Origin of the sequence: Streptomyces sp. AK010 (genome assembly GCF_014207295.1) — a bacterium.
Lineage (GTDB): Bacteria > Actinomycetota > Actinomycetes > Streptomycetales > Streptomycetaceae > Streptomyces > Streptomyces massasporeus.
This window is the reverse complement of record NZ_JACHCX010000003.1, coordinates 498179-514994: the sequence shown is the minus strand read 5'-3', so window position 1 is coordinate 514994 and position 16816 is coordinate 498179. Positions and strand designations below refer to the sequence as shown.

Sequence of the window (16816 nt, the reverse complement as noted above, 5' to 3'; positions counted from 1 at the left end):
GGCGGGACCCGGGCTCAGGTGTCGAGGACCAGGACACGGAACGGGCCGAGCGGGGCCGTCCGCGGTGTGTCGCCTTCGATGTACCGCCATCCCCAGGACCGCAGCGCCTCGACGGTCCTGTGGTCGGAGCGCTTCACCAGCGTGACGGCGACGGCGGCACCGTGGTCGGTGAGCAGCCGTTTCTGCAGGCGCCGGGCGAGGTTCCAGGCACGGTCCTGGTTCTGCCTGCGCACCCGGGAGGGAACGTGGATCCCGGAGATCACGAAGAGGCGTCCGGAGGCGGCAAGCCGGAGCAGCCGCCCCGGAAGGTGTCCGTCGAAGCCCTCCCACCAGGGGCCGTCACCGCCTACGGGGAAACCGTAGGCGCAACCGGTCAGCGCGGTGGTCTCCGCGATCAACAGCTCGAATCCCGGTCGCCGTGCGTCGGCCGCGAGCCGCCGCAGGAAGGCGCTGCGGGCTTGGTTCCACGCCCAGGGGCCGCCGCCGCACGTCTCCGCGTACAGATCACCCAGCTCCTGCAGATGGTCCTCGATCTGACGCCGGGTCAGCGGACGGACGCGTTGCCCTTCCCGGGGCGAGGAGCCCCGTTCCGGCCTCGGGCCGGGCTTCCGCGCCGCAGGCGAGTGCGAACCGGTCGCGGGCAGGTGCGAACCGGTCGCGGGCAGGTGCGGATCGGTCGCGGGCAGGTGCGAACCGGTCGCGGGCGAGTGCGAACCGACGGGACGCCCGCGGAGTTCTGTGGTCGTCGGCGCAGTCGGCACGTTCACGGTCATGAGGCAAGCCCCACTTCGGGCACGGGCGGACCCGGCCCGGCGTCGTCGGTCGCCGAGAGCGGCACCGGTGTCGGAGTCGGCGCGCGACGCCCTCGGTGTCTTCAACCGTACTCCCGCGGCCGCGCACCCCATCGGGACCGGCGACGGTGGACGAGAACGCCGAGGCGGGTACGGCCGTACCGTCCGCTTCCCGACAGCCGGGGCGCACGGGAGTACGGTGGACGTACTGAGGGCATGTCGCACACCGGCTTCCGCGCTGGTCTCGTCCTCGGCGAGACACTTCGCCGGAAGCCTCGCGCAGCGCAGGAGCTTCCGGAGACAGGTCAGCACGATGACGCCGGCCCTCGATTCCCTCCCCTCCGCCGACGCGTGGCCGGTGCCCGACCCGCGCAGGGCCGTACTGCAGCTCTTCACCACCGGCGCCACGGCCACGACCGGCACCCCCGGCGCCCCCGGCACCCCCGGCCTGGTCCGCGGCACCTGGCCGGCTGCTCGTCGCCGACCAGGTCGTACGACTGCGGAAGGCGGTCGCGGCGCCCGCCCCGGACACCGTCGTCCTGCTCGCCCCCGGCCACGGCCGCTGGGCCTGCTGGTCGTGCCGCCCGACACCACCGAGGACGCTGCCGAACCGATCATGACCGCTGTGCTCGGGGACCGCGCCTGACCCGCCAGGAGTAGCGTGGACGCACGGAGGCACCGAACAGGCAGGTGAGCACGATGCCCGATCCCGATTCCCCGCCTCCGGCAGGTTTGCTGGCGGACGGTGCACACGAATCCATGCGTCCCGGAACGGCGCTTCTGCGGCTCACCACCACGCACGAACGCCAGAGCATCCTCGACGGCGCGTGGTGGCCCCGGTCGAGGAGTCTCGCCTCCGAACTGCCCGGCCTGATCAGCGCACTGACCGACCGCCTCGGGCCGATCACACGGATCGGCCTGGACTCCGCGGCCTGGGACGAGATACCGACGCGGGTGACCGTCGACGACCGTGTGGTGCACATCGACGTCTTCTCCGTGGGCGACGGAACCGCGCTCGTGACCCGAGGGGACCAGGACCACTTCTCCCTGCTCGTGGTCCCACCGGACACGCCCCCCGAGGCGGCGCGAGCCGCGATGACCGAAGCGGTCCGATCCGGCAGCCCCAAGCAGGCCCAGCAGATCCTGATCGACACCAGCCTTTGACCCCCTCTGTCCAGTGCGCAGGGCGGTCGCGGTCCGGGTCCTGGCGGACCAGCCGGCGGGCAGCAGCGCACCCAGGGGGGCGATGAGCGGGCCGCCGAGGGGCAGCGGAAGCAGTTCGGCCCCGTGATAGACGGCGATGACCGAATTGGGGGGAGGCGGAGCCCCACGCTGTCGCCCATCGCGGGGATGACCCGTCCGTGCAGGGCCCGGCGAGCAGCCTGCTGACGTCCTGCCCGGCGGCCGTGTCCAGCACCCCGGTCGGCTCGTCGGCCAGGAGCAGCGCCGGCCGGTCGATCAACGCCCGGGCCACCGCGACGCGTTGCCGCTCGCCACCGGACAGCCGCCCCGGGTGGGCACGGGCGTGCCGGTCGATGCCCAGCGCTTCCAGGAGCTCCCCCGCCCCGCGAGCCGCGTCGCCGCCGCCTCGTGGAGAGGATCACCCGGAGCGGCAGCGACACCACAGCCCTCCACCGCGACCTCGCCTCGCTCACCCCACGCGAACCGGAGGTCCTCGGGCCTGCTGGCCAGGGGGCTCAGCGACGCGGAACTCGCCACCCGACTTCACCTGGCCGAGACGACCGTCACGACACACATCGCCCACGTCCTCGCCAAGCTCGGACTCCGTGGCCGTGTCCAGGCCGTCATCGCCGCCTACGGGACAGGGCTGGTCAGCGCCGGCGAACGCAGGGCGGCCGAACAGCCGACCGAACAGCCGACCGGGCAGACGCGGACGGAAGCCGGCGCCCGTCGCCCCCGGTGCCGCTTCTCCTGTCCCTCGTACCGCTGACCCGCCGAACCGGTACCGGCGCCCGTCGCCCCCGGTGCCGCTTCTCCTGTCTCTCGTGCCGCGGACCCGCCGAACCGGTACCGGCGCCCGTCGCCCCCGGTGCCGCTTCTCCTGTCTCTCGTGCCGCGGACCCGCCGAACCGGCACCGGCGCCCGTCGCCCCCGGTGCCGCTTCTCCTGTCCCTCGTGCCGCGGACCCGCCGAACCGGCACCGGCGCCCGTCGCCCCCGGTGCCGCTTCTCCTGTCCCTCGTACCGCGGACCCGCCGAACCGGCCTCACGAACCCCCGGGCGTCTGCCCCCGCCGCGGCGTCTGAGGTGACTTCGCGGCCTCGGCCTCGGCCTTGGCGTAGCTCACCGCCGCGGCGGCCTGCCTCCCCGCCTCGTCGGCAGCCGCGGCGGCGTCGAGCGAGGCCTTCGAGCCCGCACCGAGTTCCGGGGTCCGGCTGTCGTACGACGTGTCGCCGGGGCCGCCCGTGGCTGCTTCCTCGGGTTGCGCGGCTGGGGGCCGGCCCGCTGTCGACTGGTCGCCGAACGCGGTGGTGACGGTCCGGATCGCCTCGGTCAGCTCCCCCGGGATCACCCAGAACGTGTTGTTGTCGCTGTTCGCCAGGTGCGGGAGCGTCTCCAGGTACTTGTAGGCCAGGATCTTCGCGTCGGCGTTGTTGCGATGGACGGCCTGGAAGACGAGCTCCACCGCCTTCGCCTCACCGTCCGCCCGCAGGATCATGGCCTGCTGCGTGCCCTGCGCCTCCAGGATGTCCTTCTGCTTCGTGCCTTCCGCGGTGAGGATCTTGGCCTGCCGCTCGCCCTCGGCGTGCAGGATGGCCGCGCGCTTGTCACGCTCGGCCCGCATCTGCTTCTCCATCGCCTCCTTGATGGTGTGCGGGGGATCGATGGCCTTGATCTCGACACGGTTGACCCGGATGCCCCACTTGCCGGTGGCGTCGTCGAGGACGGCGCGCAGCCGGGAGTTGATCTCCTCGCGCGAGGTGAGCGTCTCCTCCAGGTCCATGCTGCCGATGACGTTCCTCAGCGTGGTCACGGTGAGCTGATCGATCGCATGCAGGTAGTCGGCGACCTCGTAGGCAGCCGCCCTGGGGTCGGTGATCTGGTAGTAGAGAACGGTGTCGATGTTGACCACGAGGTTGTCCTCGGTGATCACCGGCCTGGGGTCGGACGAATAGACCTGCTCGCGCACGTCGAGTTTGGTGTTGATGCGGTCCGCCACCGGCAGGAGCAGGTTCAGCCCGGGTTGCAGCGTCCGGCGGTAGCGGCCGAACCGCTCGACGTTGTAGCGGCGCGCCTGCGGGACGATCCGCACGCTGGAGGCCACGAGGAAGACGACGACGATGGCCGCCACCAAAGCGAGGACGACAACTGGTTCCACGGTGCCTCCGTTGCTGTGCGTTCAGCCGTTCACGGAAGAAGCTCGCGAGGGTAGACGATGGCAGTGGCGCCTTCGATCTCCATGACGTCGACCAGCGCTCCCACCGGGATCACGTGGCTCTCGTCGAGCGCGCGGGCGGTCCACTCCTCGCCGGAGAGCTTGATCAGACCGCGGGTCGCGGTGACCTCCTGCATGACCTCGGCCCGCTTGCCGATCAGCGCGTCGCTGCCGTCGCGGGTGGGGGGCTGCTGTGCCATCTGCCGCAGCGCGACAGGACGGACCACGAGCAGGCCCGCGGCCGCCGCGACTCCGAGGGCCACGAACTGGCCGACCACGCCGATGCCCACACCGGCGACGACCGCGGCGACCACGGCGGCACCCGCCAGGAGCCCGAAGACCAGGGTCAGGGTGAAGACCTCCGCGACGCCCAGTGCTGCGGCGGCGAGCAGCCACGCGAACCACGCCATCGAATCGCCCTTCTTTCAGGGGCCCTCCCCACCACGCTACCGCCCGGAGCTCAGGACAGGACAGACATGGGGCGGCAGGCGATGAATCCTGATCACCCCCTCCCCCCAGGAACAGCAGTCGGATCGGACCGCCCTGAAGTTCCTTGCTCTTCCCCTCCGAGCCGTGTGGCGTGTATCACGGAGGTCGCGTTGAGCGTGATGCCAGGGGGCTTTCCGTACCCACCCCTGACGCCGGATCCACGGATGCGAGGATGAACCGCCATGACAGCAGGGTGGTGTTCACGCGCAGGACGGGCCGCGGTGTTCGCGGCCGTCTGTGTGGTGCTCGCCGCTCTGGGCCACGTCATGATGGCGGAGGCCGCGGTGGCCTGGTGGGCACTGGTCGCCGGAGCGGCGGCGGTCGGCGGTGCGGCGTGGCTGCTGGCCGGCCGGGAGCGCGCACTCCACGTCGTGGTTCCGTTCACGGTCGCCGCCCAGACGGCGCTGCACGCGTGGTTCTCCGCCACGCAGACGGCCGTGAGCCCGGCGCCGGCGCCCTCGATGCCGGCACACATGCACGCCATGGAGCACGGCACGCACTCCCTGCCCATGTCCCACGCGGGCCATGGCATGGACGGCACGGCCTCCATGGGACACGGCATGGACACCTTGGCGTCGGCAGGGCACGGCATGACCGGCATGTCCTCCACCGGCATGCTCGCCGCACACCTGCTGGCCGCCCTGCTCTGCGGGCTGTGGCTCGCGCACGGCGAGCGTGCCGCCTTCCGCATCCTGCGGGCGCTGGCCGGATGGCTCGTCGCGCCCCTGCGGTTGCTGCTCCGCCTTCCGGCACCACCGCACCGCCCCCGCGTCCGCGCCCACCGCGGTGATTCCGCCCGGGCACCACACAGGCTCCTTCTCACCCATGCCATCACCACGCGGGGCCCGCCCGTGGGGACCGCTGTCGCCTGAGACAGCCGGCTTCCCGACCGCCCACGGCGCCACCGCGCCCGGGCGGCTCGGGCACCGGTCGAACGCCGCGCCGCGCATCCGCCTGTGATGCGCCACCGGGCGCGCGTACGGCCGCACCCCACACCCTGACCGGATCCACCGACCCCCGCGTCGGCCCGGATGCCGGATTCCCGAGAAGGACACCAGGTGATCACTTCTGTCCTGCCCGCCTCGCGCGACAAGGCGGTGCACGCCGACACCACGACGCCGGCCGAGGAGTCGATAACGGCGTGGGCGCTCGCGGCCCGCGGCGGCGACCCCGAGGCCGTCGAACGCTTCGTCCGCGCCCTGCATCGCGACGTCCGCCACTACGTCACCTACCTGGGAGCGGACCCCCAGGCCGCCGACGACCTCGCCCAGGAGACGTTCCTGCGCGCACTCGGCAGCCTGCACCGTTTCGAGGGCCGCTCCTCGGCCCGCACCTGGCTGCTGTCCATCGCCCGCCGCGCGGTGATCGACAGCTTCCGCCACGCCGCCGCCCGCCCCCGCCTCGCCGACACCGACGACTGGCAGGGCGCCGCCGAACGGGTTCAACCGCGCGGCCTGCCCGGCTTCGACGACGGCGTCGCGCTCGCCGAACTGCTGGCCGAGCTGCCCGAGGACCGGCGTGAGGCGTTCGTCCTCACCCAACTCGTCGGACTGCCCTACGCGGAGGCGGCACACCTCAGCGACTGCCCGATCGGCACCGTCCGGTCCCGGGTCGCCCGCGCCCGCACCTCCCTGGTCGCGTCACTTCGGGACGCGGAACGCTCGGGGCCGGTCGGGGCGGCGGCCTGACACACCGCGGGAGAGCCACCCGCCCAGCGCGGAGCGGCTCGGCGAGGGCCCGAAGCCGTCACCGGCTTCGGGCGCATGTCTCTCCTTCACGCAGTGATGAGTGGGAGCCGTCGAGCAGGGCAGGGCGGGGCGGGGCAGGTGATGCGGGGCGAGGGGCGTCCGGAGACGGACCTGCTCGTGAACGGGAGGAAGGTCAGGGCTCCTGCCGCATCACGGCGACGGCAAGGAAGCGTCGCTTCGACGAATCCCGATGATTCGCTGCCGCTCGCGGTGCCACTCTGACCCCCCGGTTCACGTCGGCATGCTCGGGCACGGCTGTCACACGGACCGGCCCGAGGTATCCAGCGCACCCGCATCCCCAGACGTCACCCGGACGCCGACGGCGCCCCGACCCGGCCCCCATCGGCCCCTCCCACGACACCGAAGCCGACAGGGAAACGGACACGAGTGGCGGGCCGGTGCACCCGCAACAGCAGGGGGGCCACCGGGGTGGCGGGGGCAGCCGGGAGGACGGTGGCCGACCCCCGGCTTACGCTGGTCGGGGGGCCGCTGTCCGGGTGACGTGCACGTCGGAAGGGGCGCCTCCATGGACGAGTACCCGCTGATCGAGAACCACGGCCTGATCGGTGATCTGCAGACCGCGGCGCTGGTGACCACCGACGGCACGGTCGACTGGTTCTGCTGTCCGCGCTTCGACTCGCCGAGTGTGTTCGGCGCGCTGCTGGACAGGAGCGACGGCGGACACTGCACGGTCAGGCCCGCTCACACGGCGTACGCGACCAAGCAGCTGTACCTGCCCGACACGGCGATCCTGGTGACCCGGTTCATGACCGAGGCGGGTGCGGGTGAGGTGGTCGACTTCATGCCGGTGACCGGCACGACGGTCACCCCGCGTCACCGGCTGGTCCGCCTGGTCCGCTGTGTGCGCGGCAGCATGAGGTTCGAGATCGACATCGCGCCGCGCTTCGACTACGGGCGGGGGCCGCACGAGCTGCACGTCACCGAGCACGGAGCGGTCTTCGTCTCAAAGGGGCAGAACCTGACGGTCCACCCGATCCGTGAACCGGACGACGAGCGGCTGCTGAACTCCCTCACGGTCGACAACGACCTGCACCTCACGGTCGGCCTCCAGGCGGGGCAGCAGCGCGGACTGATCCTGGAGTCGGCCGCCGACGGTCCGCCCCGGGAGATCCGGCTCGCCGAGTTCCAGCAGATCTTCGACGACGCCATCCGGTACTGGCGGTCCTGGCTGAGCGAGTCCCGGTACGCCGGGCGCTGGCGCGAGGCCGTGGAACGCTCCGCCATCACGCTGAAGCTCATGACCTACGCCCCCACCGGCGCAGTGGTGGCGGCCCCCACGACGGGGCTGCCCGAACAGCTGGGGGGCGAGCGCAACTGGGACTACCGGTTCACCTGGATCCGGGACGCTTCCTTCTCCGTGTACGCCCTGCTGGGCATGGGGTTCACCGAAGAGGCCCAGGCGTTCATCGAGTGGCTCGGCGAGCGGATCAAGGAGCGGGCCGGCGGTGAGGGGGGTTCCGGGCCGCTGAACATCATGTACGCGGTCGACGGCTCCTCCGATCTGCAGGAGGAGACCCTGGACCACTGGGAGGGCTACGAGGGGTCGTCCCCGGTACGCATCGGCAACGGCGCCGCCACGCAGATCCAGCTGGACATCTACGGCGAGGCGCTGGACAGCATCTACTTCGCCCACCGGCACGGGATCCATCCCGGGCACCGGCAGTGGACCGAGCTGCTCGCCGTCCTCGACTGGCTGACCGAGCACTGGGACCAGGCCGGCGAAGGCCTGTGGGAGACCCGCGGCGGCCGCCGGCACTTCACCTACGGCCGCGTCATGTCGTGGGTCGCCTTCGACCGCGCGCTGCGGCTCGCGGACGCCACCGGCCGCCCGGCCGGGGCCGCACGCTGGAGCAGCGTGCGGGACACCATCTACGAGCAGGTCATGGAGCAGGGGTGGAACGAGTCGCGCGGGGCCTTCATCCAGCACTACGGCGGCGATGTGCTCGACTCCTCGCTGCTGCGGATGCCGACGGTCGGCTTCATCACGCCCGAGGACCCGATGTGGGCCTCCACGCTGGACGCGATGGAGCAGGAACTGGTCACCGACAGCCTGGTGTACCGGTACAACCCGGAGGCCTCGCCCGACGGGCTGCGCGGCTCCGAGGGGACCTTCTCGCTGTGCACCTTCATGTACGTCGACGCGCTCGCCCGCGCCGGGCGGACCGACCAGGCCAGGCTCGTCCTGGAGAAGATGCTCGGATACACCAACCATCTCGGCCTGTACTCCGAGGAGATCGCCCTGACAGGACGCCAACTCGGCAATTTCCCGCAGGCGTTCACGCATCTGGCGCTCATCGACGCGGCCATCACCCTCGACGCGGCTCTGAACCGGCGCTGACGGTCACGGCCACCGCGAGCGACGCCAGGGCCGTGAAGTCGGGTGCCAGTCGGCCGGGGTGGACGATGTCGGTGAGTGCCCCGGCGGTGAAGCCGACGGGCAGCAGCACGATCAGGGACGGGATGCGCAGCTGGTGCGCGAGGATCAAGGAGCCCACCGCGAGCACGACGACCAGGCCGATGCCCAGCAGGATCCGCTCTTCGCCCACGACCGTCCCGTCCCCGTCGAACGCGGCCGTGAAGCCGCGGGGTCAGCCCTGGTCCCCGGCACCGCGCCGGCGGAGGTCCGCGTCGGTGAGGGATTCGAGTTCGCCACGGGTGTCCAGCCAGTACAGGAGGGCGATCGCCGGGAAGACCAGCAGCACGGCCACCAGCGTGACGACGCCGAGCCAGCGCAGCGTGCCGGCGGCGCCCGCTCCCTCGGCGACGGTCAGGGAGGTGGGGATGAGGTACGGGCGCTGGGCCATGCCCCAGGCGGTCACGGCCGAGGCGACGGCCGTGACGCCGGTGACCCGCGACCAGGAGCCGGAGGGACGCAGCAGCAGCCCGGCGGTGGCGAGCGTGGCCACGGCGGCCAGGACGACGAAGACCAGGCCGACTCCCCGGGTGAGGCCGCGCCAGACGTGCGGGGCGTCGTCGTGGGTGACGAACAGGGTGACCACGGCGAGGACGGCGACGGCTGCGAGAGCGCCGAGCGCACGCCCCCGGAAGTAGCGGTCGAGATCCGGCGCGTCGAAGCGCCGGGCGTCCGCGGCCAGGAACACGGCCCCCAGGAGGGCCGTCGCCGCCACGGCGAGCAGGCCGAACAGCAGGGAGGTGGGGTTGGACCAGGCGTCCTGCGCCGCGGGAGTGCCGGGGGCCACCCGGCCGGAGGCGATGCCGCCGGCCGCCGCGCCGAGGAAGAACGGGGTCAGCAGCGAGGAGACGGCGAACACGGCCCCGTACAAACGCCGCCCGGCGAGGCGCCGGCTGGGCTTGCGCAGGGCGAAGCCGGCGCCGCGCAGGACCATGCCCACGGCCGCCAGCGCCAGGGGCAGCCACATGGCGGAGAACACCGTCTGGAACAGCACCGGGAAGCCGGTCCACATGATGACGAGGACGAAGACCAGCCAGACGTTGTTGACCTCCCAGACGGGGGCCATCGCATGGTCGATGAGCCATCTCGGCCGCTTGCCGCGCTCGGCGCCGCCGGCCGTCAGGTCCCAGAATCCGGCGCCGTAGTCGGTGCCGCCGCCGCAGCTGTAGGCGGCGACCGCGAGCAGCAGCACGACGGCGATGACGTCGGCCATCATGACCTGCCGCCGTCGGACGGGCCGCCCGGTGCGCGGGAGCCTCCGGCCGGGACGGCGGGGCGCGGCCCGTAGGGGGTGTCCGTCTCCGGTCCCGCCACCGGGCCTCCCGCCGCCTGCTGTTCGTCGGCGAGACGCCAGCGGGTGCGCATCGTCAGCAGCACGACGAGGAACGAGCCGAAGACGAGCACGTAGACGAGGACCACCAGGCCGAACATGGTCCACAGCCCGGTGGCGTGCGTGCCGGTCACCGCCTCGGAGACGCGCATGTTCTCGTAGACGATCCACGGCTGGCGCCCCACCTCCGTGGTGATCCAGCCGCATTCGACGGCGACGACGGAGGCGACGCCCGCGCACGCGGCGCCGCGGTAGAACCACGTCGACTCGGGCGACCGGCGGCGGCGCCACCAGACCAGGGCGTACCAGAGGGCGAGCAGCACCAGCAGGGAGCCGATGCCGACCATGGTGTCGAAGGCCCAGTGGGCGATGGTGGCCTGGGTGGGGTTGGGACGGTCGCCCGCCGGGACGGAGGTCAGTCCGGTCACCTTGGTGTCGGGGCTGAACCCGGCCAGGATGGAGTCGAGTTGGGGGACCCTGATGCCGCCGGAGACGCTGCCGTCCTCGTGGAGGCGGCCGTACAGGTACTCGGGCACATGGGTGTCGGTCTTCCAGACGATCTCCATCGCGGCGAATTTGACCGGCTGTTCGTGGAAGACCTGCCGGGCGATGGAGTCGCCCAGCACGAACTGGACGGGCGTGCACACCGCGGCGACGGTGAACGGCACGGTGAAGCCGAGTCGGTGGTAGCGGTCCCGGCGTCCGCGCAGCCATCCGGTGGCGTAGACACCGGCCACGACGTAGCCGGCGGTCACCAGCATGGCCACCACGAAGTGCCAGTACTGCGGCCCGAACATCGGCGTGAAGACCGCCTTCCAGACGTTCACGTCGGTGGGGTCGCCCTCGGCGTCGAGGGTGAAGCCACGCGGGGTGTTCATCCAGGAGTTGGCGGCCAGAATGCCGAAGGCCCCGAGCAGCGCCACGGCGGGCAGGGGGAGCCCGAGCAGGAAGTGGGTGCGGGGCTTCAGCCGGCGCCACCCGTACAGGTAGATGGCGATGAGCACGGCCTCCAGGAAGAAGGCCCAGGCCTCGACGCCGAACCCGATCCCGAAGACGTCGCCCCACCGGCCCATCAGACGGGGCCACAGCAGCCCGAACTCGAAGGACAGGACCGTGCCGGTGACGACGCCGATCGCGAACTGGACCGCCATCACGGCCGACCAGCGCCGGGCCAGCAGCAGAGCGGTCGGATCGCCCTTGCGCAGCCCGTATCCGTGCATGATGAGCGTGATCAGCGGCAGGGCCACGCCCAGCGGCACCAGGATGATGTGCGAGGCCAGGGTGAAGGCCATGAGCGAGCGGGCCGGAAGCATCTGGGGTGGTGCGTCCGCGAGCAGATGGATCGTTGTGCGCATGCGTGTCTCCCCGGAAACCGGCGACGCGGGTGAGCGGGGTCAGCCGCCGGTGGCGAATCCGGGGAAGAGGGTCATGCCCCCGTCGACATAGAGGGTGGTGCCCACGACGTAGTCCATGAGGTCGGAGGCGAGGCCGACGGCCGCGTGGGCGATGTCCTCGGGTGCGCCGACACGGTCGTAGGGGATCAGCCGCAGGAGGTCCCGCTCGGCGTCCGGCGTCTCCCAGGCGCTGCGGTTGATGGGGGTCTTGACGGCCCCGGGGGCGATCGCGTTCACCCGGATCTTCTTCGGGGCGAGTTCCTGGGCCAGGGTCTCCATCATCATCCGCACACCGCCCTTGGAGGAGGCGTAGTTGACGTGCCCCGCCCACGGGATGAGCTGGTGCACCGAGCTCATGCAGATGATCTTGCCCGCGGCGCGGGACACCTCGGGGACGACCCCGCGGCGCAGGAACTCCTTGGTCGCCTCGCGGGCGCAGAGGAACTGCCCGGTGAGGTTGACGTCGATGACCTTCTGCCACTGGGCGAGCGTCATCTCGGTGAACGCGGCGTCACGCTGGAGCCCGGCGTTGGCGACCAGGATGTCGATCGTCCCGAACTCCTCGACCATCCGCTGCGTCATGGCGACGACCTGGCCCTCGTCGGACACGTCCGCCTCGTACGCCGCCGCCCGCACCCCGAACGAGGCGATCTCCTCGACGACCTTCTCGGCCTCCTCCCGGCCGGCCACGTAGTTGACGACCACGTCCGCCCCGGCCCTGCCCATGCCGATGGCGGTGGCCTTGCCGATGCCGGAGTTGGCCCCGGTCACCAGCGCCTTCTGGCCCCGGAGCAGATGGGCGGGGATCACGCCCTGGGGTGCGTCCTCGGTGGAACTCACGATCGACTGCCTCCTGCACTAGCACGGCCCGTACGGTCGGGCCGCGGCCCGTCGCGCTCGCGCGTCACACAATCACCGCGGGCGGGAGGCGTCGCCGACGGCGGGCTGGTGTTGCGCTGCCTGGCCGATGATGTTCCCCCGGCCGGAGCCGAAGTCCGGTGGTCAGCCCGGCGAGCGGGAGGGGCGCTCGTAGAACTGCAGGAGACCGCCGAGGGAGAAGCACGAGGCGCCGATCAGGGTGGCCCAGTTGGCCACGTCGGCGTTGATCAGGCTGCCGGTGGAGGGCCGGGTGAAGGCGGCGACCGCCGAGAGCATGAAGAGGACGGATCCGAGCTGGTTCACGGCGACGATCCACCAGCCGAGACTGCGGCGGCGGACGCACAGCCGGCCGTGGCAGATCTCGGCGAACCCGAGGTGCCCGGAGACCAGGAAGAGCAGGCACCCGATGACGTCCGGCGCCCAGATCAGCCGGTTGATCTGCTGGACGGTCAGCCCTTGGAGGAAGGAGTCCAGCAGGTCGACGGCGAACACCAGGGTGCCGGCGAAGAGGACGAACGCGCTCAGCCAGTCCACCCGCCCCGGCTCGTAACTCCACCAGCGCCAGCCGTGGGTGACGAGCCGTCCCTCACCGCCGGGCACGTGGCGGGGGGCGTTGACGACCTGGAGCAGTGAGACGTAGCCGCCGGTGTTGAAGAACAGTCCGCCGGCGAAGTAGACGGAGGCGCAGGTGGTCGCGTCGCCGGAGCCGAGCTGGGCGATGCCGGCGCCCACCGCGAAGAGGGCTCCGCCGATGACGAAGGCGGTCGCGGCGATGGTGTTGAGCCTGCGCAGGCGGCGGAGTGCGACGTCACCGGCGCTGGTGTGCCGCGTGGCGGCCGAGCCGGGCGACCGGACGGCGAGGGTCCCGCGCCGACGGGCGGGCCGTGACTCCCATACCGCGGTGCCACCGTCCGGAAGGTGCCAGGTGAGCCGGGTGGTGAACGGTCCCGCTCCCTCGGCGCGTTGCTCGGTTCGTGCCACCGGCCGAGCGTAGATCGCCGGCCGGACGGTCTCGCGGACGAAACGCCGCGCGCCCCCGCGAGTGCGTCGCACGCCCCTGGTGCACCCCCGTCGATGGCCTGCCAGGTCCGGCGCAGGAGGTCCGGCTCCAGTTCCACGTCCGGCGTCTGCAGCAGGGCGAGCTCCTCCGGGCTGCCCCGGTGGCACTCGCAGTTGTGCTCGTCCGGACGCGCGGTCATGCCGCGGAAGGTGACGGAGAGGCTCCAGCGCCGTGCCGAGGCGGCGGGGTGCGGGACGGTCGGTGAGATGCATGGGCCCGGCCTTTGCGGACTCCGTCCGGCTCACGCCGTCCGAAGATCACCAACCCTACGGGCTCAGACCGGTTCGGGCTGCGGTTCCGGTTGCCGGACCGGAGCGACCGCCGGTTCCCACCGCCTGGTGGTCCGTACGTAGCCGTGGATCACCGAGGTCATCGCCAGGATGAGCAGGGGCCCGAAGAGTTCCGGGTGACGGGCCATCTCCATCGGCAGGTAGCGGTACGACACCAGGAGCGCGACGAAGACCGTGGTGCCGTAGGTGACCAGTTGGACGCCCCGCCGGTCCCAGCCGCGTTCGGCCGTGCGCAGCGCCCCCTCGACGGTGAGGGCGAACACCACACCGGCGACCAGGTCGACGCCGTAGTGGTAGCCGAATCCCAGCGTCGCGGCGAGGGTGGCGACCAGCCAGAACGTGCCCGCGAACCGCAGCGTCTTCGGCGCCCGGCGTGAGTGCACGAAGATCGCGACGGCCCAGGCCGTGTGCAGGCTGGGCATGCAGTTGCGGGGGGTGATCCCGTCGTACGTCATCGGGGCCGGGGCGGTGATCGGCAGCACCGTGTGCGGCCACAGGTTGGCCGCCGCCCACTCCACACCGCCGGTGCCGGAGGCGCCCGGGCCGTAGGCGAAGACCGGTCCGACCACCGGGAAGAGCATGTAGATGCCCGGCCCGAGGAGGCCTATCACCAGGAAGGTGCGCACGAGGTGATGGCTCGGGAAGCGGCGCTCGGTCGCCACGTTGCGCAGCTGGTACGCCGCGACGACCACCGCGGCCACCGCGAGCTGGCCGTAGACCAGTTGAAGGACGTGGGAGCTGATCGGGTCGGTGGCCTCGACGAGCCGGCCCGCCAGCCAGGACGGGTTGCCCAGTGCGTGATCGGCCATGGCCACGTACCGGTCGAGCACCGTCGGGCGGGTCTTCGACGTGATGAGCAGCCAGGTGTCGCCGGTCTTGCGGGCGGCCACCAGCAACAGGCCCAGCCCCACGCCCTTCAGCAGCAGGACGCGTTCATCTCCGGTGCGGCGGGTGACGGCGACGACCGCGAAGCCCAGCATCACCCACAGCGCGCCGGTGCCGAAGTACTCGCCGTCGGCCGCCTCGACACCGGCCGCCCATCGCACCAGCAGCAGGACGGAGTCGATACCGATCGCGGCGCCGGCCGCGATGAACCGCTGCCGCCAGGTCAGCACCACCATCATCAGCACCAGGCCGCCGTACAGCGGGCCCGGCTTGGGGGCGAAGACCAGGGCCTTGACCTGGGTGGTGATCGGCCCCGGCTCGCCGTAGCCGCGGGAGGCGATCTCCAGCGCGACGAGGAATCCGCACGCCACCACACCCGCCGCGATCCACAGCATCGCGCGCCAATGGCGCCACGCACCCCACGACGTCATGCCGCCTATTCGCGAGAACACCCGCGATCTTCTGGCTATCAATCTTCTGGCCGATTCATCTGAATGGCTGGGGGGAGGGACAGCGATGGCGGGACCATCGCACGGTCGAACATGCTACCGAAGCGCCTCATCCGGTCGCCGCTTCCGCGAACTGGTTGGTGTCGAACAGCTCGTCGATGTGCCGGCCGAGTTCCAGCCAGTGGTGTCCGGAGAGGTCGGCGGCGGCGCGGGCGTCGCCGCCGGCGCAGACCTCGACGAGCCGGTCGTGGTGCTCGATGGTGTTGCGTCCGCCGAGCAGGGTGGAGAACTCGCGGTGGAGGATGCGGTGGATCTGCGGGTGGAGCCGCTCGACGATCCGGCTGAGCACGGGGTTGCCTGCGGCCGTGAGGGGGACGGCGTGGAAGCGGTCGTCGGCCGCGAGCGCGGCGGCGGTGTCGTCGGCCGCGACGGCCCGTTCGAAGTCACGGTTGGCCTCGCGCATGCGCGCGAGGTCCTGCTCGGTCATGACCGGGACGGCCGCTTCCACGGCGAGCTGGTCGAGGGAGCGCAGGACGGCGAGGGTGTTCTCGACGTCGCGCCGGTTGAGGGTGGTGATGCGGGTGTGGACGCCGGGCTTCGCTTCGACCAGGCCGATGTCGGCGAGCCTGGCGAGCGCCTCACGCACAGGGGTGCGACTGAGACCGAGGCGCTCGGCGAGCTCGCCGTCCCTGACCTTCTCGCCGGGGACGAGCTCCCCGCGCACGATGGAGTCGCGCAGGCGGTCGAAGACCTCGTCACTGAGGAGGCGACGGGTGACGGGACGGTCGAGTGACATATTGCGTACAGTACATCGCCGCGCTTTCGGCCCGGCCGGCCGTGGCCCGGTGGACCAGGGCCCGGGCCAGGACGAGCGCCGGGTCGACGAGGGGGACGTCCACGGCACCGGCGGGCAGGCCGAGGGGGATCTCGGTGCAGCCGGCGATCACCGCCTGCGCGCCCCGTCCGGTCAGGCGCCGTGCGGCGCGGGCCGGCAGCGAGGTCGTCGCGCCGTCGCGCACTCCGGCCTTGACCGCGCGGGTGACATGTCCACGTAGTTGTCGCAGGACTGGGCCATCCGGGGGATGTGACCTTCGTCGCCGGAGTGGCGAACCGGCGCGTGCGCCGCCGCGCCGTGCGCCGATCAGGGCGGCAGCGGCACATCGCCCGTCGACGGAGGTCACAGGGCCGGCACCCGGGTGCGCGACAGGAAGGTCCGCGCCCCCGGAGGGCAATATCTGTGCCCGCAAAATGAGAAATAGAACCCGGTCCCGCAGAATATTCCTCGATCAGCCGCCGGATCGGGATTTTCGGCGACCGCGGGGCCGAACTCACCGTGCTACTGTCGATCTCAGTTGCAGGTGTGGTTGCCAGAAGGTTCATTTCCTACGGGGTAATCATCACGGCGACACGGAATTCACAAAGGGTGAATTCCCGAAACCGCCTCCGAAGGAGAAACAAAATGGCTACTGGCACCGTGAAGTGGTTCAACGCCGAAAAGGGCTTCGGCTTCATCGAGCAGGACGGCGGCGGCGCTGACGTCTTCGCCCACTACTCGAACATCGCCACCCAGGGCTTCCGCGAGCTGCTCGAAGGCCAGAAGGTGTCGTTCGACATCGCGCAGGGCCAGAAGGGCCCGACGGCCGAGAACATCGTGCCCGCCTGACATCGGCG

The 16816-nt window shown here is 71.6% G+C and carries 16 protein-coding genes and 3 pseudogenes; 7 read left to right on the top strand and 12 right to left on the bottom strand.

Annotation, left to right across the window (positions count from 1 at the left end; translation table 11 throughout):
- Positions 1-14 precede the first annotated feature (14 nt).
- The gene (locus HDC93_RS08595) at positions 15-773 is read right to left on the bottom strand and encodes a hypothetical protein (protein ID WP_398984278.1); all 759 of its coding nucleotides are present in this window, start codon (positions 771-773) and stop codon (positions 15-17) included.
- A gap of 331 nt (positions 774-1104) precedes the next feature.
- Between HDC93_RS08595 and HDC93_RS39265 the strand changes: the two genes are divergently transcribed.
- Complete coding sequence (locus tag HDC93_RS39265; RefSeq protein WP_311774520.1) at positions 1105-1437, top strand: hypothetical protein; 333 nt, start codon at positions 1105-1107, stop codon at positions 1435-1437.
- A 53-nt stretch (positions 1438-1490) separates the two neighbouring features.
- Complete coding sequence (locus tag HDC93_RS08585) at positions 1491-1955, top strand: DUF5994 family protein (RefSeq protein WP_185008747.1); 465 nt, start codon at positions 1491-1493, stop codon at positions 1953-1955.
- A gap of 184 nt (positions 1956-2139) precedes the next feature.
- Here the strand turns inward: HDC93_RS08585 and HDC93_RS39260 are convergent.
- Positions 2140-2373 (bottom strand): annotated as a pseudogene (locus HDC93_RS39260) (ATP-binding cassette domain-containing protein); the annotation flags it as partial.
- Here HDC93_RS39260 and HDC93_RS08575 point away from each other — a divergent pair.
- Positions 2373-2742, top strand: a pseudogene (locus tag HDC93_RS08575) (response regulator transcription factor); the annotation flags it as partial. The pseudogenes HDC93_RS39260 and HDC93_RS08575 sit on opposite strands and share 1 nt — an antisense overlap.
- A 275-nt stretch (positions 2743-3017) precedes the next feature.
- On the opposite strand, the gene HDC93_RS08570 reads toward HDC93_RS08575, so the two are convergent.
- Together HDC93_RS08570 and HDC93_RS08565 are read right to left on the bottom strand one after the other, a co-directional pair.
- Positions 3018-4130, bottom strand: a complete 1113-nt coding sequence (locus tag HDC93_RS08570; protein WP_185008745.1) for an SPFH domain-containing protein — start codon at positions 4128-4130, stop codon at positions 3018-3020.
- Positions 4131-4159: 29 nt separating this feature from the next.
- Positions 4160-4597 (bottom strand): NfeD family protein, encoded by a 438-nt coding sequence (locus HDC93_RS08565; protein ID WP_185008743.1) that lies wholly within the window; start codon positions 4595-4597, stop codon positions 4160-4162.
- A 261-nt stretch (positions 4598-4858) separates the two neighbouring features.
- Here HDC93_RS08565 and HDC93_RS08560 point away from each other — a divergent pair, with 261 nt between their 5' ends.
- From HDC93_RS08560 to HDC93_RS08550, 3 genes are all read left to right on the top strand, one after another.
- Positions 4859-5548, top strand: a complete 690-nt coding sequence (locus HDC93_RS08560; RefSeq protein WP_185008741.1) for a hypothetical protein — start codon at positions 4859-4861, stop codon at positions 5546-5548.
- A gap of 186 nt (positions 5549-5734) precedes the next feature.
- Positions 5735-6364: a sigma-70 family RNA polymerase sigma factor gene (locus tag HDC93_RS08555; RefSeq protein WP_311774519.1), complete on the top strand. Its 630-nt coding sequence runs from the start codon at positions 5735-5737 to the stop codon at positions 6362-6364.
- 586 nt (positions 6365-6950) lie between these two features.
- Positions 6951-8783, top strand: coding sequence for a glycoside hydrolase family 15 protein (locus HDC93_RS08550; protein WP_185008737.1), 1833 nt, complete (start codon positions 6951-6953; stop codon positions 8781-8783).
- A gap of 4 nt (positions 8784-8787) precedes the next feature.
- On the opposite strand, the pseudogene HDC93_RS08545 reads toward HDC93_RS08550, so the two are convergent.
- The 8 genes and pseudogenes from HDC93_RS08545 to HDC93_RS37770 all read right to left on the bottom strand — a co-directional run.
- Positions 8788-8991, bottom strand: a pseudogene (locus tag HDC93_RS08545) (sodium:proton exchanger); the annotation flags it as partial.
- Positions 8992-9033: 42 nt separating this feature from the next.
- Positions 9034-10074, bottom strand: a complete 1041-nt coding sequence (locus tag HDC93_RS08540; RefSeq protein ID WP_185008733.1) for a cytochrome d ubiquinol oxidase subunit II — start codon at positions 10072-10074, stop codon at positions 9034-9036.
- Complete coding sequence (locus HDC93_RS08535) at positions 10071-11543, bottom strand: cytochrome ubiquinol oxidase subunit I (RefSeq protein ID WP_185008731.1); 1473 nt, start codon at positions 11541-11543, stop codon at positions 10071-10073. Before HDC93_RS08535 ends, HDC93_RS08540 begins: the two co-directional genes overlap by 4 nt.
- A 39-nt stretch (positions 11544-11582) precedes the next feature.
- Positions 11583-12377, bottom strand: coding sequence for an SDR family oxidoreductase (locus HDC93_RS08530; protein WP_185008913.1), 795 nt, complete (start codon positions 12375-12377; stop codon positions 11583-11585).
- Between the two features lie 207 nt (positions 12378-12584).
- Positions 12585-13442 (bottom strand): hypothetical protein, encoded by an 858-nt coding sequence (locus HDC93_RS08525; RefSeq protein ID WP_185008729.1) that lies wholly within the window; start codon positions 13440-13442, stop codon positions 12585-12587.
- A 353-nt stretch (positions 13443-13795) separates the two neighbouring features.
- Positions 13796-15127, bottom strand: coding sequence for a phosphatase PAP2 family protein (locus HDC93_RS08520; RefSeq protein WP_185008727.1), 1332 nt, complete (start codon positions 15125-15127; stop codon positions 13796-13798).
- 127 nt (positions 15128-15254) lie between these two features.
- Positions 15255-15941 (bottom strand): GntR family transcriptional regulator, encoded by a 687-nt coding sequence (locus HDC93_RS08515; protein ID WP_185008725.1) that lies wholly within the window; start codon positions 15939-15941, stop codon positions 15255-15257.
- On the bottom strand, positions 15901-16164 hold the full coding sequence (locus tag HDC93_RS37770; RefSeq protein WP_221516363.1) for a hypothetical protein: 264 nt from the start codon (positions 16162-16164) through the stop codon (positions 15901-15903). The genes HDC93_RS08515 and HDC93_RS37770 overlap by 41 nt, the downstream gene beginning before the upstream one ends.
- A 440-nt stretch (positions 16165-16604) precedes the next feature.
- Between HDC93_RS37770 and HDC93_RS08505 the strand changes: the two genes are divergently transcribed.
- The gene (locus tag HDC93_RS08505) at positions 16605-16808 is read left to right on the top strand and encodes a cold-shock protein (protein WP_028799214.1); all 204 of its coding nucleotides are present in this window, start codon (positions 16605-16607) and stop codon (positions 16806-16808) included.
- Positions 16809-16816: the final 8 nt, after the last annotated feature.